The organism is Planktothrix mougeotii LEGE 06226, assembly GCF_015207485.1.
Lineage (GTDB): Bacteria > Cyanobacteriota > Cyanobacteriia > Cyanobacteriales > Microcoleaceae > Planktothrix.
This window is the reverse complement of the sequence record NZ_JADEWU010000003.1, coordinates 164612-191157: the sequence shown is the minus strand read 5'-3', so window position 1 is coordinate 191157 and position 26546 is coordinate 164612. Positions and strand designations below refer to the sequence as shown.

The window sequence follows — 26546 nt, the reverse complement described above, 5'->3', positions numbered from 1 at the left end:
TTTCTCTCATTTCTTTCAGCAATCTTTCTTTTTGCCCTTTAGATAGATGATTTTTCGCTGGCATTTGGGACTATCTCCGTTGAAACGCTTAATTTTCTATTATACAATCAAGCTGCGTAGCAGCTTATCTCTTGCGGTTTGGGGTGGCTTAGGGCCAATAATAGACTTAAACCACTGGTGATCGCGATCGAGTAAACTAATTAAAGCAATGGGTGTTTTACAAATATAGGTCGCCAGAAGGGTCAGTTGATTAAAATAAGGTTCGGCTTGTGTATCCAACATTTCATAGTGATACAGTGCATCTAATCGTTCTTTTTCGGTGTTGGGAATCAAAGCAGGTATCATAATAGCATCAAGTTTGAGTCAACAGTTGCTATTGTATCTTAATTTTAGTTTTCTAGGACAAATCTCAAGTTTTATGATGTTGAAAAAAAGTTGGATTTTGAAGCGGTGTATAATCGCTTTAACAAGTTTAATGAGTAGTTGGATAACGCTTAACTATTCCCTGCTTCCGCTACAAGCTGAGGTCATTTTTTCTTCTGGTGAAGGTAATGGTTCTTTTGGATTATTGAGTGATTTTGATGGCAAATACTTTTCGGGACAACAACAAATTGGTTATGAATTTTTGATTCGCCAAATTGTTGAAATTGATCAAATTCATTGGAATGGTCAATATTTTCCTGATGGGAAACCTTCAGAGGCTCAATTTTCCATCAGAATTTTTAAAATTGTTGAGGGAATACCCGAAATTACACCCCAAATTAATATGCAGATCAGGGAAGTTCGCCAAACTCAAACGGATATTGAGCGTTTTTCCCATCCTGTTTTTAATTATGTGGGTTTAGTGCAACCCTTTAGATTAGAACCGGGACGTTATTTACTCTCAATTGTTAATAATACTCAGGGTTATTCTAATGATTGGTTATGGATGACGACTGATCCCAAAACTCAGTTATTGAGTGTGGATCTAAAAATATTTTTTCGAGATCAAGATGGGATGGCTTGGAAAAGCGGATTAACAGGAAAAATGTCATTTACAATTTTAGGAAAACCCGCATCCAATTCTAATTAAAAATCCACTAAACCTGAAATTACTCATCTGTGGTTAAGAATTTTTCCAGGGAATAATTACCTAGAATAAGTAACCCAAGAATCAAGCTGAGTTTAATGAACCAAGGTGTAGCAACAAAGAACCAAATCAGACAGGCTACACCAATTAAAGTTGCTAAAAGTTTGGGTAAGTCATCAATTTTCCATTGGGGATTACCAAGACTGACCCAAGCGGCTAGACAACTAATCAACAAAGGAATCAAGTAAATCGGAGCCATTGTTGTTGTACCCTAACAGATCTTATTCATAGTATACTGAATTACCAACTTTGTTCCCACTTCTCCTGATAGACCTCGAAAATTTAACATTTATATATAAAGAAAGAAGCACTTCGAGACCACATCACCTAAAAAACCCAAATTTAACGTTATACTAACTAAAAAAATAGCCCTTGAGTGTTGATCATGTTAGGCCAATTTTTCCATAAACCTACTTCTGATGAGAGTGCTCGCGTTCCACCGGGACAACATTTAAGTAAAGGTTTTCCCGTCTTAACCTATGGGGAAACTCCTGAAATTTCTCTTGAAGATTGGCAGTTAAAAGTTTGGGGTTTAGCCATACCCAAAACCTTTACTTGGTCTGATTTAATGGCAATGCCTAAAAGTAATTTTACCGCCGATTTTCACTGTGTAACTCACTGGTCAAAATTAGAGGTGAAATGGACAGGAATTAAAGTTACTGACTTCATGAAATTTGTTGAAGTTAGCCCCCAAGCCATTCATGTTATGGAACACTGTTATGGAGGTTATACCACTAATGTTTCAATGGAGGATTTCTTACGAGAAGACAACTTTTTTGCCTATGAGGTTTTTGATGAACCCTTACCCCCTGATCATGGTGGCCCCCTGCGGTTAGTGGTTCCCCATTTATATGCTTGGAAAAGTGGAAAATGGATTAATGGATTAGAATTTATGGATCATGAGGAGTTGGGATTTTGGGAACAAAATGGTTATCATAAAAGGGGGGAACCTTGGGCAGAAGAACGCTATAGTGATTAATTTCAACCCTTAAGCATTATCGGGTCAAGGTAGGGTTGTAATTTTGGCAATCCTACTGATAAACTAAATTAGATATAATGATTAAAGTGCCTCTCTAAATTACCCTTGACTTTTATGAGTTTAACCAAAACCGAAGCCAGACAACTGTTAGAACGGATGATTTTTGATAATGAACGTCCACGAGACTGGGTACAGGATGTTTGGGATATGAGCCCCATGTTAGGAGAAAATGCAGCTAAACTTCTCGATGCTTTTGATATGCTCATTGACTGTTGTTCTGAAGAAAAACTAGAGAATTTAGTTCAAAGTTTATATGCAGAACGTTTAGAATAAATCAGAAATCAACCTTTTCTAAGCTGTTCAGGATTTTGAATGAATCTAATATCTGAGAGTCTTTCTAACTCTAAAGTTTCCCCTTGGTTAACACCCATTGCTTATCTTTTATGCAGTGGTTTGGTTGTACCCTTCTATTTTAAAACGATTGAAATTGAGGGTCAAGACTATTTACCCCGAACAGGTGCAGTGATTTTAGCCCCCACTCATCGTTCCCGATGGGATGCAATTTTATTAGCTTATTCAGCCGGACGTTGGGTAACGGGAAGAGACTTAAGATATATGGTTTTATTAGAACAAACTCAGGGGTTTCAAGGGTGGTTTATTCAACGGTTGGGGGGGTTTCCTGTTAACCGAGATCACCCTGGAATGTCCAGTATTCGCTATAGTATTGAACTGTTAAAACAAGAACAAATTTTAGTTTTATTTCCCGAAGGACATATTTTTTTAGAAGGGGATATTCATCCCATTCAACCCGGAGTCGCTCGAATTGCATTACAAACGTTATCCCAAAAACCGGATTTAGATTTAAAAATTGTTCCTATTAGTATTCGTTATGATCGCCCTGCACCGATTTCTCAAGGATCTTCTGTTAAAATAAAAATTGGAGAACCAATTCAGGTTAATAACTATACAGAACAATCTTCTAAACAAGCAACAAAATCTTTAACTTCAGATTTAGAAACAGCCCTTAAAACGTTATATTATAGATGATTAATTCTCTGTTTTACACGGGTACACCCCCAAAAACCCGGTTTCTCAAAGAAACCGGGTTTTTAATCCCTTGATGTCATTTTTAAGCTATTTTATATGAAATCTTTAAATGTTTGCTACGCATCTTTCCCCTGTAGAGAGGTTGCATGCAACCTCTCTACAGGGGGTTTAGGAGATTATCTGTAGTATCAATTTTAGGATTTCATATTAAAAACTGATTTAAACTAGCTATATATTGCTTAATTAAAGGTAAAATAGTATAACAATTACCTTGTTGTTCGATTAAACAACGTCGGAGTAAAGATTGAATGGCGTTGAGTAAATCTGATGAAATAATTCTGCTATTTTCTAACAATTTAACTAAACTAACCGGATTATTTTCTACTACTAATAAAGACAGCACTTGTTTTTCTGTCTCTGATAAGCGATCGCATTGTTGCTGTAAACTCTCTTTCACCTCTTCGGGTAACAATAGGGTATCTTTCAATAATACCTCAGTTGCACATCCTCCCAACTCTTGGATCAAATTTGCTATACTTTTTAACCAGAAGGGATTACCTTGATAAGGTTGAATAATTGTCTCAAAATTCTTAATTTCAGCTAACCCATAATCTCTAAATATTTCCCGTATAGCAACAAGATCTAAACCTGTCAGTTGTAAAGTCCGAATTACAGAATTTTCGCTTTTAACCTCTGTTACTTCTCTCGGATGTTTCCAACCGATTAACAGAAAACAACTTTGATGGGATAATTCTTTAATCTGTTTAAATAAAGTTCGATAGTCTTCATATCCGGGTTTGTATTTTCCCGCTAATTCTCCGCTACTAAAAAGATTTTGAATATTATCTAAAATAATTAAACAGCGATGTTTTTGCAAATATTTAATTAGGGGTAAAGCTTTCGGATGAGGTGCTGATAAATCTAGTTCTTCTGACTGCGAAAAAAATTCGATTAAGTTAGTTTGAAGTTCGGCTAAAGTTGGGGATGAGTCAAAATTGCACCAAATTACAGACTCAAATTCATCTTTAATTTGTTGAACTAATTGCACCGTTAATGCCGTTTTCCCCATCCCACTAATACCCGTAATGGCAATCAAACGACAGCGTTGTTGTAAAATCCAATTTGTCAAGGTTTCTAATTCAGGCGTGCGACCATAAAAAGCACCCAAATCAGGCATTTCACTTAAATCATAACATTGGTTTTTAGATTGTTTAGTGTTATAAATATTCTCATTTTGCTGATAGGAGTTGGGTATATCTGGCGGATGTCTACTTTCTCCACAAATATTAAAACTATGATTAACAGTTTGTCCAAAGTTGAAAAAATTAGCGTTTTGTAACCTCTCCATCGTGGCTCTAAAATTCGATTTACTAATATCTTCCCCTAGTTCCTCTGAAAAAATCTGCCATAATTTTGACCCCGCATTCCTAACATTACTTTCAGAGCAATCAAAGTCCTTGGCAATTTGTTTATACGTTTCATGTTGTAGAGTTCCCCGCAATACCGCTTCCTCTAAATCATCAAGATGCTGGCCTGTTTTAGCAAATACTATTTTATCAGCTACTTTTAACATTTCTTTAAGATTCATTACGGCTAGGACATACAAGACTTTTATGTATTATAGCGCACCTTTACCGACTTTCTTGAACTATTTTGTATATTTTTGTATAAAAATAGATCTCAATAGAATAAAAGCGGGTAAAAACTGTTGGCAAAATTGAACATTTTTGACCTAGACAATACTTGAGCTTGTCAGGGATAATAATAAGAATATTAAAGCGCAATTTAAGGGATTAAACGTTTGCTGTCTTACACCCTTTAATAGCTTTATAGATTGCATTTGCAATCTAATTATAAGTTCAAAAACTAATTTGGACTGCGCGAATAAATTTAGATACATGGCATTTTTTATCATGCTTGACAATATATGGACTTGGGCTGATATAGTCTCACTTTCCGCAGGATTTGTCTTATTTCTGATGACTGTTTGGATAGGAAAAAATCAAGAAAGATCCGTTTATCTAATCAGAGATCTTACCAAAGAAATTAAATATCTTCAAACTGGACTATCAGGATTAGAAATATATGAAAAAATTGGTGTGATTGAAAAGGGAATACACAGACTTGGGGAAGGAGAAGCTAGTTCAGCATCAGCATTGCTTTATGACTGTTTATCCTTATTGCCAGTGTTGCAATTTTGTGAGAAAGATCTTGCTATTGATTATGCTGATAACCTCCTGCTTGAATCTTTAAGATTATTAACACATTATGATTCATGTGGTGGAAAACCATTAGCTGCGATTTTAGTTCGGAGGTCATTAAAACAAATTGATAAACTTGATAAACTTGATAAAAATCAGATCATTAAAAGCAATAAAAAACAAAAAGTTTTGGGTAATTTTATAGCTAATATAGATACACTACTGTTACAGCCGACATCAGATAATAGATCTAATTACAACAGGTTAAGTCGGCAAATAGAAAGTTCTATAGCAACATATTTATATGAATTAAAATCTACAAATCCTCAAAGAATGAAAGAAATTTGTGATCAGTTTTTACAAGAAAATACGGTGATGAGACTTTTAGATTTAAAGAATAGAAAAGACTACGAAATTATAGAATTGCTAAACTCCTCAAACCAAAAAGATTAAATTATTATTATGACATCAACTGAAATTCCTTTTTTAATCTTCCAATCATTTTTTCATACTTCAATCAGAATTCAACTGAATTGGCAGAGGTTAAAAATCGAAAAAGCTACTGTTAAAATTAGTATTTTTGATCAATTAGAAAATCCTTCTGCTTGGTATTTGCCCTGGTATTTCAATAATTTACATGAGGAAGTCAGCTATTTAGCATCAAATGCAAATCCACTGACACTCGCTGATATTCCTAAAGCTATAAATCGTCTTGATAGTGGACGTAGAGATAAAATTCAAGAGCTATTAAATAGATTCATAAATGCTAATCCAGAACCTGTTCAAATTGTGATTGCCGCATACGCATTACCAGATGGCAAACATTTGATCATGGATGGAAATCATCGTTCTTCTGCTCTGATTCTTGCTGGAGTTAAAGCGAGATTAATGGTTTTTGAGATTTGTGGGCCAATTGACAAAGAATTAATTCCAGATTTGTGTCATTGGAAAAACTAGAGCTTGTGTTTCTGAACGTAGTATATAAGAAGGCAAAAACAACAATGTGGGAAACAAGACTTAATGTTATATATTGCACTAACTCTGAGGATATTGAATCTCAATTTGAAAGCTTAATGCTTCATTTGAGGTTGGCTAGAATCAATATTGTTAGTGATGGACGCACATCAGTCTGGAAAAGTGCGACAATTAAGGGCATTAATATTTTTTTAGAACAACCTTCTGATTTAGAAAAAGCAGCCGAACTTGTAAGGGAATTTTTTAATAGTAGAATTGATCAGTTACAACTTTGCTCATGGCAGAGTAATGGTATAAATGCCAAAGTGATAATTAAAGGTGTCGTAAACTACAATGAAAATCCAATACCAAAATCAAAGTTAGAATACATAATGGAATAGCAGCCTTTTTCCATTTAAAATCTAGTTTATTTTCATTTTATCAATGCGATGATTTTAGGGAGTGCGATGCCGACAGGCGGCGGCTACGCCATCGCACGATTAAAAAACAGCGATCGCACTTTATGCGTGATAATTTTAGGGAAAGCGATCGCAGTCTTAAAAAAAGAGCGATCGCCTGAATTAAAAAGAAACCTGGTTTCTGAGATAACTTTTGTCTGCTAACAGAAATGTTATTAATAAACCCTCTTCCTAACTCTCAGACAATATTGATCAAGTTAGATAAAAATGCTTAAAGGACGAATTTAATAAACTTCGTCATGGCTACCAATATCAATTAGAAGGATTTCTTCAACATCTGAATTTGAACATTTCTTAAAATTGAAGACTATGCGACAGTCGTAGTCTAAAGTACAAGCCCAGGCACCAGATAGCTTACCTTTTAGCTTGTGGGTCTTAAGTGAGGGATGGAATGGATTATTTACCAATAGTTCTAGTCGTTCAGCTATTTTTTCCTCCATTTCAGGTTTTTGGCGGATTAAAGATTTAAAAGCTCGTTTGAACGAAGATGCTAAAACCAGAATTCTCATCGATTTAATTCCGCCATTATATCATTAACTGTTCCTCTGAAGACTTGTTCATGCAAATACTCTTCATCAGCGCGAACAATATTAAGAGCGATCTCGTCTCTCCGTTTTTCCCTAAGTCGTTGGCTGATCAAATTGATTAAGGTGATCTGTTCATCATCAGACATTTCTTCAACTAACTCTATAATTGCATCAAATCTATAGGTTTTCATCGTTCGACTCCATAAATTCAGAATCACTTGACTTATTATATTACAATCTTATCCATTTTTATCATATCAATGTAATTATTGTAGAAAAAGCGATGCCGACAGGCTGCGGCTACGCCATCGCATTCTTAAAAAAAGAGCGATCGCACTTTATTCGTGATAATTGTAGGGAGTGCGATCGCTCTTTGTTGCTAGATATATTAACATGGTGGTTTAAGGTTTAGAGGTTGGGAAAGTGAAGTGAAAGAGACAGTTTACATTGAGACTAGCATTTTTGGATATTTAACAGCGAGATCGACCGAAAACTTAATTCTGGCTGCAAACATGAAGGTGACACAAGATTGGTGGGAACAGTGCCGTAGAGATTTTGATTTGTATATCTCTTTTGTAGTTTTAGATGAAGCGGCATTAGGTGATCCTGAAATAGCTACAAAGCGCTTAGAAATTTTAGAAAGTATTGAATTACTAGAACCTACGGAGGCAGCACAAGAACTAACTTTACAATTCTTAGCAAAAAGCAATCTCCCATCAAAAGCCGCCAATGATGCTGCTCACATAGCCCTTGCTACAGTTCACGGTATAGATTACCTGTTAACATGGAACTGTAAGCATATTGCCAATGTACAAATCCAGAAAAAGCTATCTCAGGTTTGTTTTGAATTCGGTTATGAACTACCCAGAATTTGCACACCTTATCAGTTAATGGGAGAATAAAAAATGTTAACTAATGAAATCCTAGAGGAAATTTATCAGTTCCGAGAAGCTCATGCCAAAGCTTTCAACTACGATGTAGCTGCCATGTTTGCAGATTGGCGCAAGAGACAAACAGAAAGTGGGAAATGCTCAGTAACACTACCAGCAAAGATGTCTAATAAGTCATTAGAACCGACGGGGCAAAAATAGTAAAATTATGATGTTTTACAATGTGATCATTGTAAGGTAAGTGATGCCAAAAGGTGCTGGCTACGCCATCGCCTTCTTAAAAAAAGCGATCGCACTTTATTGTAATAATTTTAGGGAAAGCGATCGCAGTCTTAAAAAAAGCGATCGCACTCTTACAAAAAGAGCATCTATCTAACATTAATTAGCAGCCCAAAGAACAGAAATATCGCTGTATTGCTTGAATATTGAATCAGCACTCACCAGTGTCATATCCTCAATCTGAGCCTGAGCAATCAACATTCGATCAAAAGGATCTCGATGATGTAATGGTAAAGCAGATGATCGCAGTGCATGAGGTGCTGTGATTTCTAAATATCGCATATCTAACTGCACCATACGACTATAAATGTAGGTATCTGTTGGCTCTGGCAATGGTAATTTTCTGATCGCAACTTTGATCCCAATTTCCCAAACACTAGCAACAGAAAACCATAATTCATTACTTTCATCGGCAATCTGTGAGATCACTTCCTGATTTAATCGCTCAGGTTGGGCAAACCACCACAACCAGCATTGGGTATCCAACAATAATTTCACTATTCATTTCCTTCAAATGCTGCCAAAATTTCTTGGGGTAACGGTTCATTAAAGTCGTCTGGTATGATAAATTTACCTTGATCTTGCCCTAAACTTGCCCGTCGATTGGATGAAGGACGAAACGGAATTAACTTAGCGATCGCAACCCCTTGATTGGAAATAATAATTTCTTCTCCAAGTTCTACACGAGACAATAACTCAGAGAGATTTTTTTTGAAGTCATTAGGTAAGTTTTCAATCTGAAGTTTAGCCATGACGATCCCAGAATTACTTAATTTATTATATCACCCGTTTCCATCATATCAATGTGATCATTGTAGGGAAGGGCGATCTCTAAACTTGCTAGATATCTATTAATGGCGATGCTGAAATAGCTGCAAAGCACTTAGAAATTTTACAAAGTCTTCAATGTCATTGTGATTGTTAGTCATTTTTTAACGGTTTATAATCTGCTGTATTTCTATTATATCAATGTGATCATTCTAGGGAAAGTGATGCCGACAGGCTGCGGCTACGCGATCGCATTCTTGAAAAAGGAGCGATCGCCTTTTTTCTCGATTACCTGTAGTTAAATTCTGTTTTTGAATGTAATTATGGTATAATGATTTAAAATAATATTGCCAATATTGCATAGTAATCATGACTATTGATATAAAGATTTTTCAAACCGTCGTCAAGATGCCAGAATCTTTAAAAAAAGAGATATTGGATTATGCACAATATCTACTTGAGAAACACGCCAAAAGTGAATCATCTCAAGAAAAACTTGAAGAATTTCATGGTTATGGAAGTTGGGTTGGTCAGATATTTATGTCTGATGATTTCGATCAACCACTCGATGATCTAAAGGAATATATGTAACATGACATTTCTTTTAGATACTCATGCCTTTTTGTGGTATTTAACTGCCGATCATAATCTAGGCAGTAAAGCAAAAGAAGTGATTGATACTAAAACCGATTTATATTTTAGTATTGCCAGCCTTTGGGAAATGTCAATTAAAATTAATATCGGTAAGCTTCAACTCAATCGACCCTTTGAAGATTTATCAAAGGAATTGCAATATCTTAACGTTCAAATTCTACCAATTACAGTTAAAGACACCGAGTTTTATGCAAATCTGTCCCTACATCATCGAGATCCTTTTGATCGGATTCTTGTAGCACAGGCGATGAATCATTCCCTTAATTTAATTAGTCGTGATCCGGCTTTTGATAATTATCCAATTCAGAGGTTGTGGTTATAAAGAAGGCGAAAATCTTTTCATCGTGATCGCACTTTATGGGTGATAATTTTAGGGAAAGCGATCGCAGTTTCTATCAACTTCTGAAAACTTCCACTTTTTCCTCTACATCCAATTCTCGGGCTATTGGTTCAATTTTTGAAGCTGCTAGAGCAATAACTGTAAACGCCTTACCTTCTTCATTCAATACCTCTAAAACATAGCCATCTTCCTGTCCCGACGGTCTGGGGCAATAATCTACTATAATGGCTGGAGTTCCTTTGGTCAAATTGTATTCAGCAATATCTTCTTTTAAACTCACTTCTGAAAACATTTCAAATTGCATAATTTACCTCTTCCTAATTAATTGGGCAAAAGTGTAACAAATCTTGTCTCATTAGAGAATGAATCGACGATCCAGAAAGTCGCTACTTGAAGACTAACTCGATTAGAGCCGACTAAAACACCTTCAATCTTATAGATATTGCCAAAAGAAGTTTCTCGATCTAATGTCGCTTCATTCATCAGCAAGTTTCTTAAATCTCGTTCAAGTTGTTGCCAGTTATCAAGAGTATATCCTGCTTAAGCTAAAAACCCAGACTTATCATCTTTTGGCTTCCAGACTAGCAAATATCTTGTCAGCTTTGCTTCAGGAATAACTGCATTGACATTGAGATATGTCATATTGAACTGCCAAGATAATTATTCCTCATCACTTAGTTTATTATATCACCAGTTTCTATCATGACAATGTGATCATTGTAGAGAGCGATGCCGACAGGCGGCGGCTACGCCATCGCAGTCTGAAAAAAAGAGCAATTGGTGTGTGCATCCAAGATTGTTCAAATTTTAAGAGATAATTTTGACACGATAATTCAATTTAACAATAGCAAAGTAGAAAGTATCTTGATATTAGCTTAGTCTGATGTTGCGATTGTTGTGGCTACGTTATCACATTCTTACAAAATAGAGGAAGGGGCGGGTTGATTTAGAGTTTTACGAGTTAACAAAGATAGTCTCGAACTCGCCCCTAGGGTCAGTTTTTTATACAACTAAAACAGACCCTTTTTAAGGAATAATTTAGGGTGATCGCAGTTTATTTCGTTGGGCTTGAACAATCATAAATAGTCCAATGATTCCTAAGCCAACGACCATTCCCGGTTCAGGAACACTAGCCGTATTATTTAAAGGATTATTGGGTTTATTTAACTGTTCTTTTCCCGTTTCAATCTTGCGATTAAATCGATCAGCAGAAGCTTCTGCGGCTTTTAGAGCTTGACGTTGTTCATCATTAACCAAAACAATCATCGAAGAATAAGGGGTCACAATATTATAGGTTTTTGCGATCGCATGAATCCCATCTAATTCTGTTAATTGTTGATCCGAGGTTTTCTGACTTAACCCCCGAACTAATAACCGCGCAGCGATGGGTTCAAACCCCTGAGAATTTGTAGGTTTTTCTGTTGTTTTTTCCATGAACCATCCATAACCATCTGCTACTGTTAAAACGGTCGGTTTGGGTTGGGGTGAACTGACTAATTTCTGGGTCAATTGTTCAGTGGTTGCGATGCGTTTCATCACCTCAGAAATATCGGTAGAAACGCCACCACCATTCTTTTGAATCATCTTTAAGGTTCCATCTTCATAAGCCGGAGCAAGGGAGCCTAAATGGACAATCCACAAAGGAACAGAAATCTGAGGAACTCCTGTTTTATCTTCTGATAATTCATAACTTCCTTCATCGCTAATTAATATAATCCCGTCATAAGATTTATTTCCCTTTAACTCCATAAATTGACGTAACATTTCCTTAATTTGCAGGGTTCCATAAAAGGCTTTTTGATTCACCGGAAACTGACGCAAATCATCAATTAATTGGGGTTGATTTCCTTCTGTTGCGGTTATATATAAATCCGCTTGATTCTTGGTAAGAACATTAGTTTTAAACCAATCTAAGGTTTTTACTAATTCCTGTTGATGGTTTCCCATACTTCGAGAAGTATCGAGAATAATTGCAAATTGTTGACCTTGGGGTAAACTATAATCTTTTTCAGTTAAAGGTTGAGCGGTAATTTTGTAGCCTTCTAAAGTAACTTCATGGGATTGAATTGATGCTTTAGAAGCGGGTAAACTCGCCTCTAACCAATTCTTGTCAAACCCTCTAATTCTTTTTTGGTTGCGAATGCGTTGGGTGCTTTTTGTCCAGAAAATATTGCGTTTTTCACCCACTTTAGGGAGGGGCCATTGATTTCCTTGACCCATGACTTTATAGGTTAACCAAAGATGCAATTCTGTCGGACGACTGGAATTATTTCTATCCCAAGAAGTTGATTTAGCCGGAATAGGAAAAGCTCGTAGTCGATAATGTTGAGTTCCGACTTGTTCTAATAATGCTGGGTCAACGGGACGTTCCCGTTTCACTTGAGAATTATACACTTTTTGAGCCGCACCTCTGGGAGCAACAGTAAAGGGAAAACGAGTGGCTTTATTATTCGTATCTCCTAACCAAAGACCTGTAATTACGGCTGTTTCAGGTAAGGAAAAGGAGTAAAAAATTTCTTCTACATCGTTGGTTTGATTTTGATAAACTTCATAGATTTCTACCTCTCCCCAGTCCCCCTGTTCTTGAACCGTAACTTCTTGTTTTGCTAACCAAACTTTCTGCTGGTTAATATTCAATAACCCTGCTTTTGCTTCATCTAAAATAGCAGTAGATTTCAGTGCGTGTTGAATCGCAAGCCGTTCTCCTTTTTGAATAGGAGTATCAAAAAAATCAGCATAGAGTTTTTCAGCTTTTTCCGAATCTTTATCTAAATCTCCTTGATACAGAAAAGGGGACATCACTTGATTATAACTATTCTGAATCGTATCTAAGAGAGGTTGAGGCAGGTTAAAAACATCTTTGTATATTCTCTCAATAGAATTACTATCTTTGACGGCTCCTAAATAACGATAGGCGGATAGATAGGCGTTTACTAATCCTTTACGAATGGGTTGAGATTCGGCTAATAATTCTTGTTTCTGTTGATCAGTTTGGGGAATTGTTTCTAACTTTTGAAAGGCTAAAACTTGGGGTTGATGCAGAAAATTTATAAATAAAATTATCCAAAGCGTTAGGGTTCCTAATATAATTTGGGTGGTACGAATACGACCATATTGGGTGGCAAAGTTGCGTATAATTCGTTGTCCTGAATGAATATAAAGGGCAACAAAAGCGGAAGGCATTCCTAAAAATAGGGTGGCTGTTCCTGTTAACAAAATTGTCACTATAGAAAAAGATAATAACAAATCATGGGTTAAAGATTGCCAAAGAAAAGTTAACCATTCCCCTGAAAAGAACTGGCGCAGGAGAATAACAGCAAGGGGAACAGCATAATAGAAAAGAAAAATTCCCACATATAACCCGACTAATAGCATTAAGCTATGGGTAACGAGTTGAATTCCTGTTAAAAATCGATGAGTTTTATTCTGCTTATTTCCTAAATATCCCCACACTAATTCTACGAAAAAGGCAGCGACACAAATCAGAATTGTACTTAAAACTAAACGGCTGGCTGGAGTGAGTTCTCGCAGAATAAATAATCGTACCAGACAAAAAAGAAATAGCGGTGCTTCTACACCATAAAATAATCGAATTAACTCGACAGGACGTTGGCGGAAATATCGGGCACCAATAACAGTGCAAATGGTGGGAACTGCAATTAAAGCGAGAATGGTTAAGGTAAATTCTAGTTCAATTTCCCCAGTAAAAGTTGCTACCACTAAGAAAATCGCTACAAAGGGTAAAATCCAAAGATAAACAACACCTAGGAAGGTTGCATTCCAAACCCAAAAAATTACTTTGAATAGGGAATGTAGGGTTTTCGTTAGATTCATATCACTCCATCAACGCCTTTAGGAAGATAAAAGTTAAACAGAAAATTTTTGGCCTAACTTCATGTTCTAGTTTAACCATCTACAGTTGAGCTATCAGTGATTACTGAATTTCAGAGGCAGAACTTTACAATTTGTTACTCAACTCAATGACTCAATTCAAAAATAAAAATAAAAATATTAGATTTAAACAAAAAAAAAGCCCAAGCCACAAAGCTTGAACTTTTTTTTAGGGGATGAAATCTAGGAACTGATGGGGTTCAATCTAAATCGAAATAACCAGTTCAAGTTCAAAAGTTGTTTAGTAGCGACGACCACCACGACCACCACCACCACTACGACCACCACCACCAAAGGAACCATTGCCACCCCCGGCATTTTCACGGGGTTTGGCTTTATTCACTTTCATGCTCCGACCCATCCATTCCGCGCCATCGAGTTCATCAATGGCGGTTGCTTCTTCTGCTTCCGTTTCCATTTCTACAAAAGCAAAGCCACGTACCTTACCGGTTTCACGGTCTTTAGGAAGCTGAACCCGTTTCACAGAACCATATTCTGCAAACACGCTGGTTAGATCGTCTTGGGTAACGTCATAAGAAAGATTGCCGACATAAATAGACATGGGGTATCTCCAAAATCAAGACAGTGCAGAGGTTGGAATTTCGGAGAGAAGCCTGTCCAAACCAAACGGGAAATGCCCATCAAGACTACAAACAAAAGCTACAACCGAATTTTACTCTCACTGATTACTCTAGCACAACCTGTTAAAAAACAGATCCGAATTAATGTTGCGTTAAATCACTCACTTAGTAGCGACGGGAATAATTTTGTTTATTTCCCCAACTCCCTCTGGCGGGTTTGCGTTCTTCACGGGGTCGAGCTTTATTCACTTTCAGAACTCGACTCATCCACTCAGCACCATCAAGTTCATTAATGGCTTTAGTTTCTTCATCATCGGTCGTCATTTCAACAAAGCCAAATCCGCGTTTTTTCCGAGTTTCCCGGTCAACAGGGATTTGAACTTCTTTCACAGAACCATACTCAGTAAAAACTTCTCTGAGATCGTCTTCTGTGACGTCGTAAGACAAATTACCTACATAGATCGTCATTACTTACCTTTTCAGTCAAAAATCAAGGGTGTGCGGAGATTGGAATACGGAGGGACGCGGGCAGAACTTACACATAGAGAGCAAAATTGTTCCTGATGCCATCGCAAACTAGGCTACCGATATCTAATCTGTTTAAGATAATAACATTTTTTTCCAAAAAAACTATATCTATCTTTTGATAGACTTAAATTTTTTTATAATGATTCTCATATACATCGATTGTATCTTGTTTTTGTTACATTGTTACAGATTGTAAAGAAAAATTTCAGTATTTATTATGATCCGGTTGCAATGAATCTTAAGAAAGAAAGCGGATTAAAAATTCTGTGGTTTTTAAACGCTCTAACGGTTGAGAGATTAAATATCCCTGTCCATAATTGCATCCCAACTCTTTTAATTTTTCCAGTTGAATTTGGGTTTCAATTCCTTCGGCGACTACATCCATTCCTAGGCTATGAGCTAACATAATAATCGTGTGAATAATTTCTGCTTCTTCAGTTTCAGACTGGATTTTGCTCACAAAAGAACGATCAATTTTTAAAGTGCAGAGGGGAAAGTTATGGAGCCGACTTAAAGAGGAATATCCGGTTCCAAAATCATCAATACAAAATTGAATTCCGAGTTCTTGAAGTTGTTGAATTAAACTTTGTTCAAATGTTAAAAAATCTAAAAAGCACGTTTCAGTCACTTCTAACTTTAATATCCAATTTTTGAGCGGATAATTTTCCAGAATTTTTTTAAAATTTTCGATTAAATCAATTTGCCTTAAATCAACAGGAGAGAGATTAACACTCATACTCAAAGTCGGTAAATCAGGAAATTGTTCGTTCCAGAAATTCATTTGCTGACAGGCTTCTTTTAAGACCCATAAATCAATGGCTTGAATTAATCCTGTTTCTTCAGCAATGGGGATAAATTCACTGGGACTAATGGTATTTTTATCAGGATGATTCCAACGAATTAACGCTTCAAATCCAATCAATCGTCTTGTCTCTAAGGAAATAATTGGTTGATAATATAATAAAAATTCTTCTCGAATTAATGCTTCTCTTAACTGGTTTTCCAGTTGTAACCGTTGCAGGGCTGGAACTTGCATTTCACTGGTTAATACTTGATAACATCCCTTCCCTAAACGCTTGGCATGATACATCGCAATATCCGCATCTCGAATCACCTCTTCGGGTTGAGAATATCCCATTGAACTGAGAGTAATCCCAATACTAACACCTGTAAAAATTTGATTTTGATGAATATAAAAAGGACGTTTAAGCTGTTCAATAATTCGTTGAGCTACATCTGTTGCTTCATTAACATCTTTAATATTTTCTAATAAAATAATAAATTCATCTCCTCCGAGTCGTGCAACAGTATCCTTAAATTTGACAATCGTTGTTAAACCATGAGCTACACTTTTTAATAATTCATCTCCGACTAAATGACCCAAGCTATCATTAATGACTTTAAATCGGTCTAAATCCAAAAATAAAATCGCATATAAATAATGCTTTTTATGGTTCGTTTCCTGAATTAAATGCTGGAGTCTATTTAACAGCCATGTTCGATTTTTTAACCGAGTCAAACCATCATGAAACGCATCAAATTTTAGCTTTTCTTCTCGTTTCAATAATTCTGCTTGTGTTTTTTTTAAATGTTCTAAAGCCAAAGAAAGTTCCGCCGTTCGTTGATAGACTCGATCCTCTAATTCTTTATTAGAACTTTCAATCGCTGCTTTGGCTTGTTGCAATTCTGCCGTGCGTTCTTGCACTCGGACTTCTAATTTCTCAAAAGCAGTCTTTAACTGCATTGCCATCAGATTAAATGACCGAGCTAAAATTCCCAGTTCATCTGTGCGATTAAGTTCAATCTTTTGGTCTAATTCCCCTTGAGCGATCGCTTGACTAGCTTGACTTAATTGAATAATCGGAGCCGTAATCCAATGAGCAGTTATTATTCCGATCCCAGTAGCAATACCCAAAGCCAAAAAACACAGCAAAATCGTAATTTTTTGAGTCTCTGTAATCGGAGCCATAAAATCACTTTCAGGCACAACAATACAAATTAACCAATCAATTCCTTTTCCATCTAAATAGGGAAAAATTTGTGCAATGTATCGTTTATTATCCCAGTTAAAATTAAAGAAAACCGCTTCTTGAATCTGCTGAAAACTATTGACCTGATTTTGTAACTGTTTCGTAGTTTCTCGAATCCAAAACTCCTGACTTTCTATGGCTTTAATTCTTTGCAGTTGACCATTTTTAACAATAAAAGGATTACTCCTAGAAGAACTAGCAACCAACATCCCGGAACGCTCAATAATAAAACTTTGTCCAGATTGACCAATTTTTAACCCTCGCAGAACATCACTAATTTCTGATAAAGTTAAGGGTGTATCAAAGACTCCTAATAAACGGCCTTGTTGATTATAAATCGGTAAGACGGCATCAATGGCTAAGGTGCTGTGATCAAACCATAAATAAATCGGGCTCCAAGTTGCTTTTTTTGCTTGAATAGCAGCTTGATACCAAGGGCGAGTGCGGGGATCATAATTAGGAAATATCCTTAAGAGTTGACCCGGTTTGCCATTAGAATTCAAGGCGTAGGTATGATACTGATTTTGAGTTAAAGCTTGAACAATTTCCATCTGAAATTGCTGATTTTGACTTCTCTTGATTCCTAAATATTCTCCTTTTTCATTTCCCCAGGCAATATAATCCAGAGTGGGAAAAGCAGAGAGTTGGTGAAGAAACAAAGGCTTAAAACGGGTTACATCTTTTAAGACGAATAATTGTTCAGTCAGGGCATTTTGATTCGTCTGATTGACAAGATGGGCTGTATTCAGATAGGTTTTTAGGTTTAACTCAATGCGGGTACTAATTTCTTGATGCAACTGAATTACTAAATCGTTGACGGCTTTCTGTCCGTTTTTATAGGAAAAAAATCCTGTCATTCCGACTACAATAGAGATTTGTAACACAAACGGAATAACAAGCAATTGACGGAGTGGCAACTTCACAAGTGCTGATCTCCTTAAAAAGTAAAGCCTAATCAACGGATGACTCAATTCAAATCGCTGACATTGCATCAGTCATCATTTCTCAACAATGAATCTTTTTGTAGAGCGCTTTGTGCCTGAATTTCAGCGCTTCTACAAACTGCAATTAAAATTTTGTCCACTCAAATCCAACACGGGGACGATTAATCTCTAATTCCCAAGCCTCAACCAGTCCGGCTTCAACGCTTGAAAAGGCAACCGCCCGTTTAAAGGGAATCGGATCATAATCCGGGTTTTCCGGTTCGCTAGGGGGAGTGACTCGACTTGGGGTAGGATTAGCCGGGGGGCGACGGGATTCTAGGGAATCTTCAGAAACAGAAGCTGGAGTGCTGGCGCGACGAGATCCTAAAGGAACCACTTTATTAGGGTTAGTGGCGGTGGGATCAGAATGTTGGGAGTGAGTTTTGAAGGGCATTTGCACCGGATAAATCCGTTGGGCCGTTAATTCTGCCCGTTTTTCTTTAAACCCTTCTTTTCGCTCAATCAGATTCATTCCTAAACGACCTTCAATAATGATTTGATCGCCTTGATGATATTTTTCATGAACTTCTTGGGCAAAATTTCCCCAAGCAATCACTTTTAAGGTGGCGGGTGGATCAACGTCTCGCAGTGCTGGAAACTGAACTAACATTTCTGTTAGGGCGATTTGACTATCGGAGGTATAACGCAGTTGCGGATCTTCAACAATCTCCGCCATCAAAATAATACTGTTCATGGTTAAGCAACAAATTCTAGTACAAGGTTAAACACTCCCAGGGAGTTGAGTTTTTTTTCATCATGACATTTTTTGTCTGATCTTTAAACTCTTTTTTTGTTAATTTTGAATATCAAACATCATCTGGGTGTTCCATCCCTTGGGATTGATTCACAAACTCATGGACTAAATTGCGATATTCTCGCAAGGTTGTATCAACCCAATCGCGATCAACACTATTGGCAAAAATGTGAACGAGAGGTTCTCCAGCATCAGGTAAAATCAACACCCAGTTATCATCTTGGTAATTAATTAATTTGACTCCATCAATTAATTCTAGGTTTTCTGGGGAATGAGTTTCAACTAAATGTCGCATCAATCCGCCTTTAATTGTCCAGGGACAACGCACGGTAAACCGACGATGGACAACATGGGGTAAATCTGCCCGCACTTGGGTGAGCGATCGCTCTTGGGTGGTTAACATTTCTATAATTTTAGCAATAGAAAACATGGCATCAAACCCCGGATGCAGTTGGGGGAAAATAAACCCCATATCTCCACTTCCCCCTAAAACCACATTCGGGTTACGGTGACAGGCTTCCATTAAAGCCGTCGGGTTGGCTTTGGTGCGAATGACTTTGGCATCATAACGGCGGGCTATTTGTTCAATGGCGGCGGAAGTATGAACTGGAACGACAACGGTACTACGGGGATGGGAAGTTAAAACCATATTCACCATCAACGAGGTTAAGATTTCTCCCCGAATTGGACTTCCGGTTTCATCGACTAACATAAATTGTTCGCCATTGGCATAGACTTGCGCCCCGAAATTAGCGCGTAAGGCTTCAACGACTCGCCCTAATTGATCGAGTAAATTTTCTCGTTCAGGAACGGATAAAGCGGTATGATTTAAGCTGGCATTTAAGACCACCGCATCACAGCCAAATTTGGCTAAAAGTTGCGGTAGAATTGCCCCAGAAACGGCATAAACATAATCTATAACAACTTTAGCATTACTGTAGCGTAACACTTCGGGATTGATATGTTTTCCAAAGCTGATACTATAAATATCGAGTAAATCAATGGTATAACTGACGTTACCAATTTCAGGAATTTGCGCCCGTCGTAAATCTTCTTTAAAATAAGCTCCTTCAATTTTCTTTTCTTTGGCTTTGGTAATATTAATCCCTTTATGATCTAAAAATTCAATTAATAGATAATCTGCCCGTTCGGGAGAAAGTCGGACGTGAATTCCCCCGGCAACTTTTAACGACGGAATGGCCGTGCGGGTAATCGGAATCGCAGTCGCATCTAAGTTAATAATATCGATGCCAACGGACATTAAACCTGCCACTAAGGAACGAGTCACCATGCGAGAAATCGGTCGTTGATCTCGCGAAACCGCTACGGTTGAACCCGGTTTTAAAGTTGATCCAAAAGCCGCCCCTAATTTAACAGCAAATTCCGGCGTAATATCAATATTGGCTAATCCTTGTACCCCCCGTTGACCAAATAAATTGCGTTGGGCGGTATTACCCCAAATTAAATTAATATTTAGGGTCGCGCCGGATTCAATTTTTTTACTGGGCCAGACTCGCACCCCTGGACTAATTTGGGCTTCTTCTCCCACACTGGATAACGAACCCACCACCGCCCCTTCGAGAACGTGGGCACGACGGTCTACACGGGCACCTCTGGCGATCACACAAGCTCGTAAATGGGCATCATCTCCAATAATGGCACCATTCCAAATAATCGGCCGTTTAATATTAGCATCGGCGCCGATGGTAACATTATCCCCAATGACGGTTCCGGCTTCAATTTGTGCTCTAGCACCAATTCGACAATTGCGACCAATCAAAACGGGGGTTTCAATTTGGGCTGTTTCATCAATATAAGTATTTTCTCCCACCCACAACCCCGGAGAGCTTTCTGGGTAGGGAATTTTAAGTTTTACTTTCCCCATTAAGACATCATAATGGGCTTCTCGATAGATATCTAAATGACCAATATCACACCAATAGTTATTGGCAATAAACCCATACATGGGTTCATCTTTTTCTAAGAGTAAGGGAAATAAATCTTGAGAAAAATCACATTCTTGATCAAAGGGAAGATAGTCTAAAACTTCCGGTTCTAAGATATAGGTTCCTGTATTCACCGTATCGGAAAAAACTTCACTGGTGGCGGGTTTTTCTAAAAAGCGACGAATGCGTTGATTTTCATCAGTAATCACCACCCCAAATTCCATAGGATTCGGCATTCGTGTTAAAATCAAGGTGGCTTTTGATTGTTTGCGACGATGAAATTCAATGGCGGCAGTTAAATCAAAATCGGTGACACTATCTCCACTAATGACTAAAAAAGTTTGATCTAAAAGTTCAGCAATATTTTTAACACAGCCTGCGGTTCCCAAGGGTTGATCTTCTTCCACGGCATAGGTGATTTGGACACCTAAATCACTGCCATCATGAAAATATTCTCGCATCACATCAGGAAGATAATGCAATGTGGCAACTATTTCTATAATATTGTGTTGTTTGAGTAAATTAATAATATGTTCAGCAATGGGACGATTGAGTATCGGTACCATCGGCTTAGGCAGATCGCAGGTTAAGGGTCGCAGTCGTGTTCCTGATCCACCTGCCATTAGCACTGCTCGCATATATCCTCCTGACTGATTTAGGCTGATTGATGTTGACTGAAAATAAATTGAAATCGTTGAGATTTCATGGACTCAAATTTCTAATCAAAAATACTGCGTCATTCTTGAGATCCTTTCAACGAAATTGATTCTACAGCTTACCGATTTAAGTTTTTAATCGAAAGGCATTAAAACTATTAGAATTAACAACCCACTTCTCCTAGGATAGCAAATTTCTTATTTCCTGGACAAAAATATTAATAGGATTCTCTATTTTAATCGTTAATTTTTATTAAACTCTGGGGTTTCTCCCGGTTTGAAGTCTCCTGCTTAAAGGTTAATCACCAGATGGGGCAAGCTTTTGATCAAATTGGAAAGGGAGGAAACTGATGCCAGAGGGTTGAGGAGATCAGTTACTCATCGGTGATAAACTACACTTGTCTCGAATCAACTGCTACAATAGATCACCATTAACTTCTGTTTAATCCTTCACAGCAAAATTTTTTGGGTATGAGTTCGATCATTAGCCTATTGCTACTTGTCATTTATGGAGGCGGAATCTGGAAGTTTTGGAGTGGGTTTGAAAAGACCAACTTCAACCGCAGTTTCCAGAATCGTCTGATCCTTTCATTATTCTGGCCTGTGTTAGTGTTCAATTCCTCCTATCGGAAAAACTTTACCAAAGCATTAAAAGGCTCAAAATAGAGATCAATCTATAATGAATGACTAAATCTTCTAATCCATCCAATTTTTTTAATTTATCCGTAGGGTCTGACCCCTTGGAAACAGCGATCGCAACCGTTGCCCATCGTTTTAACCGAGAATATCAAGGGGGTGCATTTGACCTCCCCCCAGAAGTGGAAACCCTGGAAATTTTTCGCGATCGCATGGCGGGAACTTTAGCAGAAAAAATCACTTCCCCCTTTTGGGAAATTGCCAAACCTCACAAAAATCAACGCTGTTTAGATATTGGTTGTGGGGTAAGTTTTCTCATCTATCCTTGGCGAGATTGGGAAGCATTATTTTATGGTCAAGAAATTAGTACCGTTGCTAAAGATGCTTTAAATGTTCGGGGGCCGCAGTTAAATTCTAAACTGTTTAAAGGGGTAACATTAGCACCGGGTCATCAATTGCAATATGAAGCTCATCAGTTTGATTTAGCGATCGCAACGGGGTGGAGTTGTTACTATCCTCTGAGTTATTGGGAATTGGTTTTAAAAGAAGTTAAACGAGTGGTTAAACCTGGTGGAGATTTTGTGTTTGATGTGTTAATTCCCGACGCTGAATTATCAGAAGATTGGGCAATTTTAGAAACTTATTTAGGGACAGAAGTGTTTTTAGAACCCTTAGACAATTGGGAAACCCTTATTAAATCAACAGGGGCTAAACTTTTAAAACGGAAGCCTGGAACGTTATTTCAACTTTATAAAATCCGCTTTTAAACGGAATCATGATCATTGACCTGTTGTTAATTGGTGCATTAGGATTTCTAGGAAGTTTTGGTCACTGTTTGGGAATGTGCGGCCCCTTAACCGTTGCCTTTTCCTTTTCCGATGAATCGTTACCGACTCGCAAAATTCCCTTTCAATTTTATCTGTTATTAAATTTAGGTCGAATTCTCAGTTATGCCTTTGTTGGGGCACTGATCGGGGGAGTGGGTTCGGTCTTAATTGCCAGTGGACAAATGGCAGGAATAGGCAGTTTTTTTCGCCAAGGAATTGCCATTTTAACCGGAATATTATTAATTATTTTAGGATTAGCTCAAATTAACCCCACCATCTTTCATCGCTTCCCCATTATTCATCCTTTATCTCCCCAAAATTTGCATCATCACCTGAGTAAACTCATGGTGAATGTTTCCTTACAACAGCATTTTTTTACTCCCCTATTATTAGGATTAATTTGGGGCTTTATTCCCTGCGGCTTTCTCTATACCGCCCAAATTAAAGCCGCAGAAACAGGCAATATTGGCTGGGGAATATTAACGATGTTAGCCTTTGGAATAGGAACCTTCCCAACGATGTTAGGGGTCGGAATATTAACCGAAAAATTCACCGCCGACCGTCGCAGTCAACTGTTTAGACTAGGGGGATGCATTACTTTATTAATTGGAATTTTAACCTTATTAAGAACCGGAAATCATGTTGATTATTCCGGTTATGGTTCCTTAATTTGTTTAATAATCGCCTTAATTGCTCGTCCTATTAGTCGGTTATGGTCACAACCTTTAAAATATAGACGAGTGTTTGGAGTCGGTGCTTTTGTATTAGCCGTTGTTCATACGGTACAAATGTTAGATCATACCTTTCAATGGAATTTAACCGGGTTTGACTTTATGATCCCTCAACATCAAGGCGGAATTATAGCCGGAGGGTTGGCATTTTTATTGATGCTTCCTCCCGCTATTACCAGTTTTGATAAAATTCAAACTCAATTAGGCATTGTTTGGCGTAGAATTCATTTATTAGCAGTTCCAGCTTTCATTTTAGTGGTCATTCATACCTTATTAATAGGATCTAACTATTTGGGAGGGTTTGAACTCACCTTGATGATTAAAATTAGAGTAGCACTGTTTTTATTGTTAAGTTTAGTGGTATTATTAATTCGCTATCAAACCGTTTGGTCATTCTTTGGGTTAAAAAAGTTATATGTTGCACCCCTTAAACAAAAATAAGTTCTTAAAATTATTATTAATTTTGGGAACATTCCTCTCAATTCACCCCCTAGAAACAGTTTTGTTTTTTAACCGAGCGATCGCTCATGAAGTAGAAGTTTCTGGAGATGTAGCCGTTACCTTTCATCTTGAACCCAATCATAATCCCCGTGTCGGACAAAAAGCAACGATATGGTTTGTTTTAACTCGTCGCGGGGGACAAATGATTCCTTTCTCCCAATGTAATTGTCAATTGTCAATTTATCGAGAACCTCGAAAAGCCAATGATCAACCGTTAATTCAACCTCAACTTAAAGCAATTTCCGCCGAAAAATATCAAGGTATCCCCGGAACAGATGTGATCTTTCCCAGCGTAGGAATTTATCAATTAGAATTAAAAGGAACTGCTAAAAATAATAGTTTTAAACCATTTAAAGCTAATTATTCGGTAACGGTTCGATAAACAAGTATCGTATAGAATTGCTATAGAGATTAATAGGATAACAATGTCTCAAAAAACTCATCCGTTACAACGTCTTCTACAGTATGCTCGACCCTATCAAAAAACTATTGGGTTAGCAACGCTTTATTCTATTTTAAATAAAGTGTTTGATTTAGCTCCTCCAGTGTTAATTGGATGGGCCGTTGATGTAGTGATTAACCCGAATACGTCTTTTTTGGTAAACTGGGGAATTCAAGGAGCATTTAATCAACTGTTAGTTTTATCAATATTAAGTTTCATTATTTGGACTTTAGAATCTTTATTTGAATATGCGTATAAAATCCTCTGGCGCAATTTAGCCCAAACCTTACAACATGATTTAAGATTAGAAGCTTACGGACATTTACAAGAATTAGAATTAGCCTATTTTGAAGAACGCAGTAGTGGCAGTTTAATGGCTATTTTAAATGATGATATTAATCAGTTAGAACGATTTTTAGATATTGGGGCGAATGAAATTATCCAAGTGATTACAACGGTAATTGTAATTGGGGCAGCCTTTTTTATTTTAGCCCCAGGTGTGGCTTGGTGGGCAATGTTACCGATGCCATTTATTGTTTGGGGTTCGGTTTGGTTTCAAAAATTACTCGCCCCTCGTTATGCCGATGTTCGGGAAAAAGTGAGCTTACTGAATGGACAATTAGCCAATAATTTAGGCGGTATTACAACGATTAAAAGTTTCACGGCTGAAAACTATGAAAGTCAACGGATAAATTATCATAGTGAAGCCTATCGTCAAAGTAATAAACGGGCAATTACCTTATCTTCGGCTTATGTTCCCGTGATTAGAAGTTTAATTTTATTTGGATTTATTGCAACTTTACTCTTAGGCGGATTACAAGTTACTTCAGGACAATTAGCCGTTGGAACCTATAGCGTTTTAGTGTTTATTACCCAACGGTTATTATGGCCGTTAACCCGGTTAGGAGATACCTTTGATCAATATCAACGGGCGATGGCTTCTGTTAACCGGGTAATGAATTTATTAGATACACCGATTGAAATTCATCCGGGTGATATTCCTCTTCCAATTAATTCTGTGCAGGGAGAAATTGAATTTAAAAACATCTATTTTTCTTATAAAAATCGCTATCCCGTGATTCAAGATTTATCCCTCAAAATTCCGGCGGGTAGAACCATTGCCATTGTCGGTTCTACGGGATCGGGAAAAAGTACCTTAGTTAAATTATTATTACGATTGTATGAAATTAATGCGGGTGTTATTACCTTAGATGGCATTGAATTAGATCGGTTAAGGTTAGAAGATTTACGGCAAGCTATCGGCTTAGTGAGTCAGGATGTTTTCTTATTTCATGGAACCGTAGCCGAAAATATTGCCTATGGAACCTTTGATGCGTCGTTAACGGATATTATAGAAGCGGCAAAAGTGGCAGAAGCCGATGAATTTATTAACGATTTACCATCAGGATATGATACAATAGTCGGAGAACGGGGTCAGAAATTATCCGGCGGACAACGACAACGAATTGCGATCGCCAGAGCCGTATTAAAAAATCCACCGATTTTAATCTTAGATGAAGCCACATCGGCCGTCGATAATGAAACCGAAGCCGCCATTCAACGTTCCTTAGAAAAAATTACCAAAAATCGCACCACAATTGCCATCGCCCATCGCCTTTCAACGGTTAGAAATGCCGATTGTATTTATGTGATGGAACAAGGTAAATTAGTGGAATCAGGAACCCATGAAAACCTTTTAGAAGCACCGGGTATTTATGCGGGGTTATGGCGGGTGCAGTCCGGTTTAAATTAACCCGTGGAACAGGCATCTTGCCTGTCAACTTAACAACAAG

The 26546-nt window shown here is 37.4% G+C and carries 32 protein-coding genes and 1 pseudogene; 17 read left to right on the top strand and 16 right to left on the bottom strand.

Going from position 1 to position 26546, the window contains the following annotated elements; translation table 11 throughout:
- Positions 1-99: 99 nt before the first annotated feature.
- On the bottom strand, positions 100-345 hold the full coding sequence (locus IQ236_RS02775) for a hypothetical protein (protein WP_193867855.1): 246 nt from the start codon (positions 343-345) through the stop codon (positions 100-102).
- 73 nt (positions 346-418) lie between these two features.
- Between IQ236_RS02775 and IQ236_RS02770 the strand changes: the two genes are divergently transcribed.
- The gene (locus IQ236_RS02770) at positions 419-1072 is read left to right on the top strand and encodes a hypothetical protein (RefSeq protein ID WP_193867854.1); all 654 of its coding nucleotides are present in this window, start codon (positions 419-421) and stop codon (positions 1070-1072) included.
- Between the two features lie 19 nt (positions 1073-1091).
- Here the strand turns inward: IQ236_RS02770 and IQ236_RS02765 are convergent, their stop codons facing one another.
- Positions 1092-1328 carry a hypothetical protein gene (locus IQ236_RS02765; protein ID WP_190516168.1) on the bottom strand — a complete coding sequence of 79 codons (237 nt, stop codon included), beginning with the start codon at positions 1326-1328 and terminating at the stop codon, positions 1092-1094.
- A gap of 186 nt (positions 1329-1514) precedes the next feature.
- Between IQ236_RS02765 and IQ236_RS02760 the strand changes: the two genes are divergently transcribed.
- The 3 genes from IQ236_RS02760 to IQ236_RS02750 all read left to right on the top strand — a co-directional run bounded on the left by IQ236_RS02760 (position 1515) and on the right by IQ236_RS02750 (position 3155).
- A complete protein-coding gene (locus tag IQ236_RS02760) occupies positions 1515-2108 on the top strand; it encodes a sulfite oxidase-like oxidoreductase (RefSeq protein ID WP_193867853.1) in 594 nt (197 codons plus the stop codon).
- 114 nt (positions 2109-2222) lie between these two features.
- Positions 2223-2441: a hypothetical protein gene (locus IQ236_RS02755; RefSeq protein ID WP_190516172.1), complete on the top strand. Its 219-nt coding sequence runs from the start codon at positions 2223-2225 to the stop codon at positions 2439-2441.
- A gap of 39 nt (positions 2442-2480) precedes the next feature.
- On the top strand, positions 2481-3155 hold the full coding sequence (locus IQ236_RS02750; RefSeq protein ID WP_193867852.1) for a lysophospholipid acyltransferase family protein: 675 nt from the start codon (positions 2481-2483) through the stop codon (positions 3153-3155).
- Positions 3156-3357: 202 nt separating this feature from the next.
- Here IQ236_RS02750 and IQ236_RS02745 read toward each other — a convergent pair whose 3' ends face one another.
- On the bottom strand, positions 3358-4743 hold the full coding sequence (locus IQ236_RS02745; protein WP_193867851.1) for an NB-ARC domain-containing protein: 1386 nt from the start codon (positions 4741-4743) through the stop codon (positions 3358-3360).
- A 310-nt stretch (positions 4744-5053) separates the two neighbouring features.
- Here IQ236_RS02745 and IQ236_RS02740 point away from each other — a divergent pair, with 310 nt between their 5' ends.
- The 4 genes from IQ236_RS02740 to IQ236_RS02725 are packed head-to-tail and all read left to right on the top strand — an operon-like array spanning position 5054 to position 6933.
- Positions 5054-5809: a hypothetical protein gene (locus IQ236_RS02740; protein ID WP_193867850.1), complete on the top strand. Its 756-nt coding sequence runs from the start codon at positions 5054-5056 to the stop codon at positions 5807-5809.
- Between the two features lie 9 nt (positions 5810-5818).
- Positions 5819-6313: a hypothetical protein gene (locus IQ236_RS02735; RefSeq protein WP_193867849.1), complete on the top strand. Its 495-nt coding sequence runs from the start codon at positions 5819-5821 to the stop codon at positions 6311-6313.
- 44 nt (positions 6314-6357) lie between these two features.
- Positions 6358-6711, top strand: a complete 354-nt coding sequence (locus tag IQ236_RS02730) for a hypothetical protein (protein WP_139295128.1) — start codon at positions 6358-6360, stop codon at positions 6709-6711.
- A gap of 48 nt (positions 6712-6759) precedes the next feature.
- Positions 6760-6933: a hypothetical protein gene (locus IQ236_RS02725; RefSeq protein ID WP_193867848.1), complete on the top strand. Its 174-nt coding sequence runs from the start codon at positions 6760-6762 to the stop codon at positions 6931-6933.
- Between the two features lie 80 nt (positions 6934-7013).
- Here IQ236_RS02725 and IQ236_RS02720 read toward each other — a convergent pair whose 3' ends face one another.
- Both IQ236_RS02720 and IQ236_RS02715 read right to left on the bottom strand, forming a co-directional pair.
- Positions 7014-7298 carry a type II toxin-antitoxin system RelE/ParE family toxin gene (locus IQ236_RS02720; RefSeq protein WP_193867847.1) on the bottom strand — a complete coding sequence of 95 codons (285 nt, stop codon included), beginning with the start codon at positions 7296-7298 and terminating at the stop codon, positions 7014-7016.
- The gene (locus IQ236_RS02715; protein ID WP_083627029.1) at positions 7295-7507 is read right to left on the bottom strand and encodes a hypothetical protein; all 213 of its coding nucleotides are present in this window, start codon (positions 7505-7507) and stop codon (positions 7295-7297) included. Before IQ236_RS02715 ends, IQ236_RS02720 begins: the two co-directional genes overlap by 4 nt.
- Positions 7508-7744: 237 nt before the next feature.
- Here IQ236_RS02715 and IQ236_RS02710 point away from each other — a divergent pair, with 237 nt between their 5' ends.
- From IQ236_RS02710 to IQ236_RS27965, 3 genes are read left to right on the top strand one after another with little or no spacing between them, the layout of a single operon-like run.
- A complete protein-coding gene (locus tag IQ236_RS02710) occupies positions 7745-8218 on the top strand; it encodes a type II toxin-antitoxin system VapC family toxin (protein WP_193867846.1) in 474 nt (157 codons plus the stop codon).
- Between the two features lie 3 nt (positions 8219-8221).
- Positions 8222-8407, top strand: coding sequence for a hypothetical protein (locus IQ236_RS02705; RefSeq protein ID WP_193867845.1), 186 nt, complete (start codon positions 8222-8224; stop codon positions 8405-8407).
- A gap of 43 nt (positions 8408-8450) precedes the next feature.
- Positions 8451-8582 (top strand): hypothetical protein, encoded by a 132-nt coding sequence (locus IQ236_RS27965; RefSeq protein ID WP_265578663.1) that lies wholly within the window; start codon positions 8451-8453, stop codon positions 8580-8582.
- 2 nt (positions 8583-8584) lie between these two features.
- Here the strand turns inward: IQ236_RS27965 and IQ236_RS02700 are convergent, their stop codons facing one another.
- From IQ236_RS02700 to IQ236_RS02690, 3 genes are all read right to left on the bottom strand, one after another.
- Complete coding sequence (locus IQ236_RS02700) at positions 8585-8983, bottom strand: type II toxin-antitoxin system VapC family toxin (protein WP_193867844.1); 399 nt, start codon at positions 8981-8983, stop codon at positions 8585-8587.
- Positions 8983-9237, bottom strand: coding sequence for a type II toxin-antitoxin system Phd/YefM family antitoxin (locus tag IQ236_RS02695; protein ID WP_193867843.1), 255 nt, complete (start codon positions 9235-9237; stop codon positions 8983-8985). Before IQ236_RS02695 ends, IQ236_RS02700 begins: the two co-directional genes overlap by 1 nt.
- Before the next feature lie 228 nt (positions 9238-9465).
- Positions 9466-9624 carry a hypothetical protein gene (locus IQ236_RS02690; protein WP_193867842.1) on the bottom strand — a complete coding sequence of 53 codons (159 nt, stop codon included), beginning with the start codon at positions 9622-9624 and terminating at the stop codon, positions 9466-9468.
- Between IQ236_RS02690 and vapB the strand changes: the two genes are divergently transcribed.
- Both vapB and IQ236_RS02680 read left to right on the top strand, forming a co-directional pair.
- Entirely contained in the window at positions 9623-9844 is a 222-nt protein-coding gene (gene vapB, locus IQ236_RS02685; RefSeq protein ID WP_193867841.1) for a type II toxin-antitoxin system VapB family antitoxin, read from the top strand. The two genes, IQ236_RS02690 and vapB, sit on opposite strands and share 2 nt — an antisense overlap.
- Position 9845: 1 nt before the next feature.
- Positions 9846-10229 (top strand): type II toxin-antitoxin system VapC family toxin, encoded by a 384-nt coding sequence (locus tag IQ236_RS02680; RefSeq protein ID WP_193867840.1) that lies wholly within the window; start codon positions 9846-9848, stop codon positions 10227-10229.
- A 73-nt stretch (positions 10230-10302) separates the two neighbouring features.
- Here IQ236_RS02680 and IQ236_RS02675 read toward each other — a convergent pair whose 3' ends face one another.
- The 8 genes and pseudogenes from IQ236_RS02675 to IQ236_RS02645 all read right to left on the bottom strand — a co-directional run bounded on the left by IQ236_RS02675 (position 10303) and on the right by IQ236_RS02645 (position 21598).
- Complete coding sequence (locus IQ236_RS02675; RefSeq protein ID WP_193867839.1) at positions 10303-10551, bottom strand: DUF4926 domain-containing protein; 249 nt, start codon at positions 10549-10551, stop codon at positions 10303-10305.
- A 17-nt stretch (positions 10552-10568) separates the two neighbouring features.
- Positions 10569-10772 (bottom strand): annotated as a pseudogene (locus tag IQ236_RS28290) (DUF6883 domain-containing protein); the annotation flags it as partial.
- A gap of 513 nt (positions 10773-11285) precedes the next feature.
- The gene (locus tag IQ236_RS02670) at positions 11286-14081 is read right to left on the bottom strand and encodes a TIGR02921 family PEP-CTERM protein (protein WP_193867838.1); all 2796 of its coding nucleotides are present in this window, start codon (positions 14079-14081) and stop codon (positions 11286-11288) included.
- A gap of 298 nt (positions 14082-14379) precedes the next feature.
- A complete protein-coding gene (locus IQ236_RS02665) occupies positions 14380-14700 on the bottom strand; it encodes an RNA recognition motif domain-containing protein (RefSeq protein WP_190516190.1) in 321 nt (106 codons plus the stop codon).
- Positions 14701-14884: 184 nt separating this feature from the next.
- Positions 14885-15187 carry an RNA recognition motif domain-containing protein gene (locus IQ236_RS02660; RefSeq protein WP_193867837.1) on the bottom strand — a complete coding sequence of 101 codons (303 nt, stop codon included), beginning with the start codon at positions 15185-15187 and terminating at the stop codon, positions 14885-14887.
- A 298-nt stretch (positions 15188-15485) separates the two neighbouring features.
- The gene (locus tag IQ236_RS02655; protein ID WP_193867836.1) at positions 15486-18200 is read right to left on the bottom strand and encodes a bifunctional diguanylate cyclase/phosphodiesterase; all 2715 of its coding nucleotides are present in this window, start codon (positions 18198-18200) and stop codon (positions 15486-15488) included.
- 145 nt (positions 18201-18345) lie between these two features.
- Positions 18346-18954 (bottom strand): single-stranded DNA-binding protein, encoded by a 609-nt coding sequence (locus IQ236_RS02650; protein WP_193867835.1) that lies wholly within the window; start codon positions 18952-18954, stop codon positions 18346-18348.
- A 112-nt stretch (positions 18955-19066) separates the two neighbouring features.
- The gene (locus IQ236_RS02645) at positions 19067-21598 is read right to left on the bottom strand and encodes a mannose-1-phosphate guanyltransferase (RefSeq protein WP_193867834.1); all 2532 of its coding nucleotides are present in this window, start codon (positions 21596-21598) and stop codon (positions 19067-19069) included.
- A gap of 701 nt (positions 21599-22299) precedes the next feature.
- On the opposite strand from IQ236_RS02645, the gene IQ236_RS02640 reads away from it, so the two are divergent.
- Genes IQ236_RS02640 through IQ236_RS02625 form a run of 4 tightly spaced genes read left to right on the top strand, consistent with a single transcriptional unit; the run spans position 22300 to position 26506 of the window.
- Positions 22300-23019 carry a class I SAM-dependent methyltransferase gene (locus IQ236_RS02640; protein ID WP_193867833.1) on the top strand — a complete coding sequence of 240 codons (720 nt, stop codon included), beginning with the start codon at positions 22300-22302 and terminating at the stop codon, positions 23017-23019.
- Between the two features lie 8 nt (positions 23020-23027).
- Positions 23028-24251: an urease accessory protein UreH domain-containing protein gene (locus IQ236_RS02635; RefSeq protein ID WP_228041388.1), complete on the top strand. Its 1224-nt coding sequence runs from the start codon at positions 23028-23030 to the stop codon at positions 24249-24251.
- Between the two features lie 22 nt (positions 24252-24273).
- Positions 24274-24693 (top strand): hypothetical protein, encoded by a 420-nt coding sequence (locus tag IQ236_RS02630; protein WP_228041387.1) that lies wholly within the window; start codon positions 24274-24276, stop codon positions 24691-24693.
- 43 nt (positions 24694-24736) lie between these two features.
- Positions 24737-26506 (top strand): ABC transporter ATP-binding protein, encoded by a 1770-nt coding sequence (locus IQ236_RS02625; RefSeq protein ID WP_193867831.1) that lies wholly within the window; start codon positions 24737-24739, stop codon positions 26504-26506.
- Positions 26507-26546 lie beyond the last annotated feature (40 nt).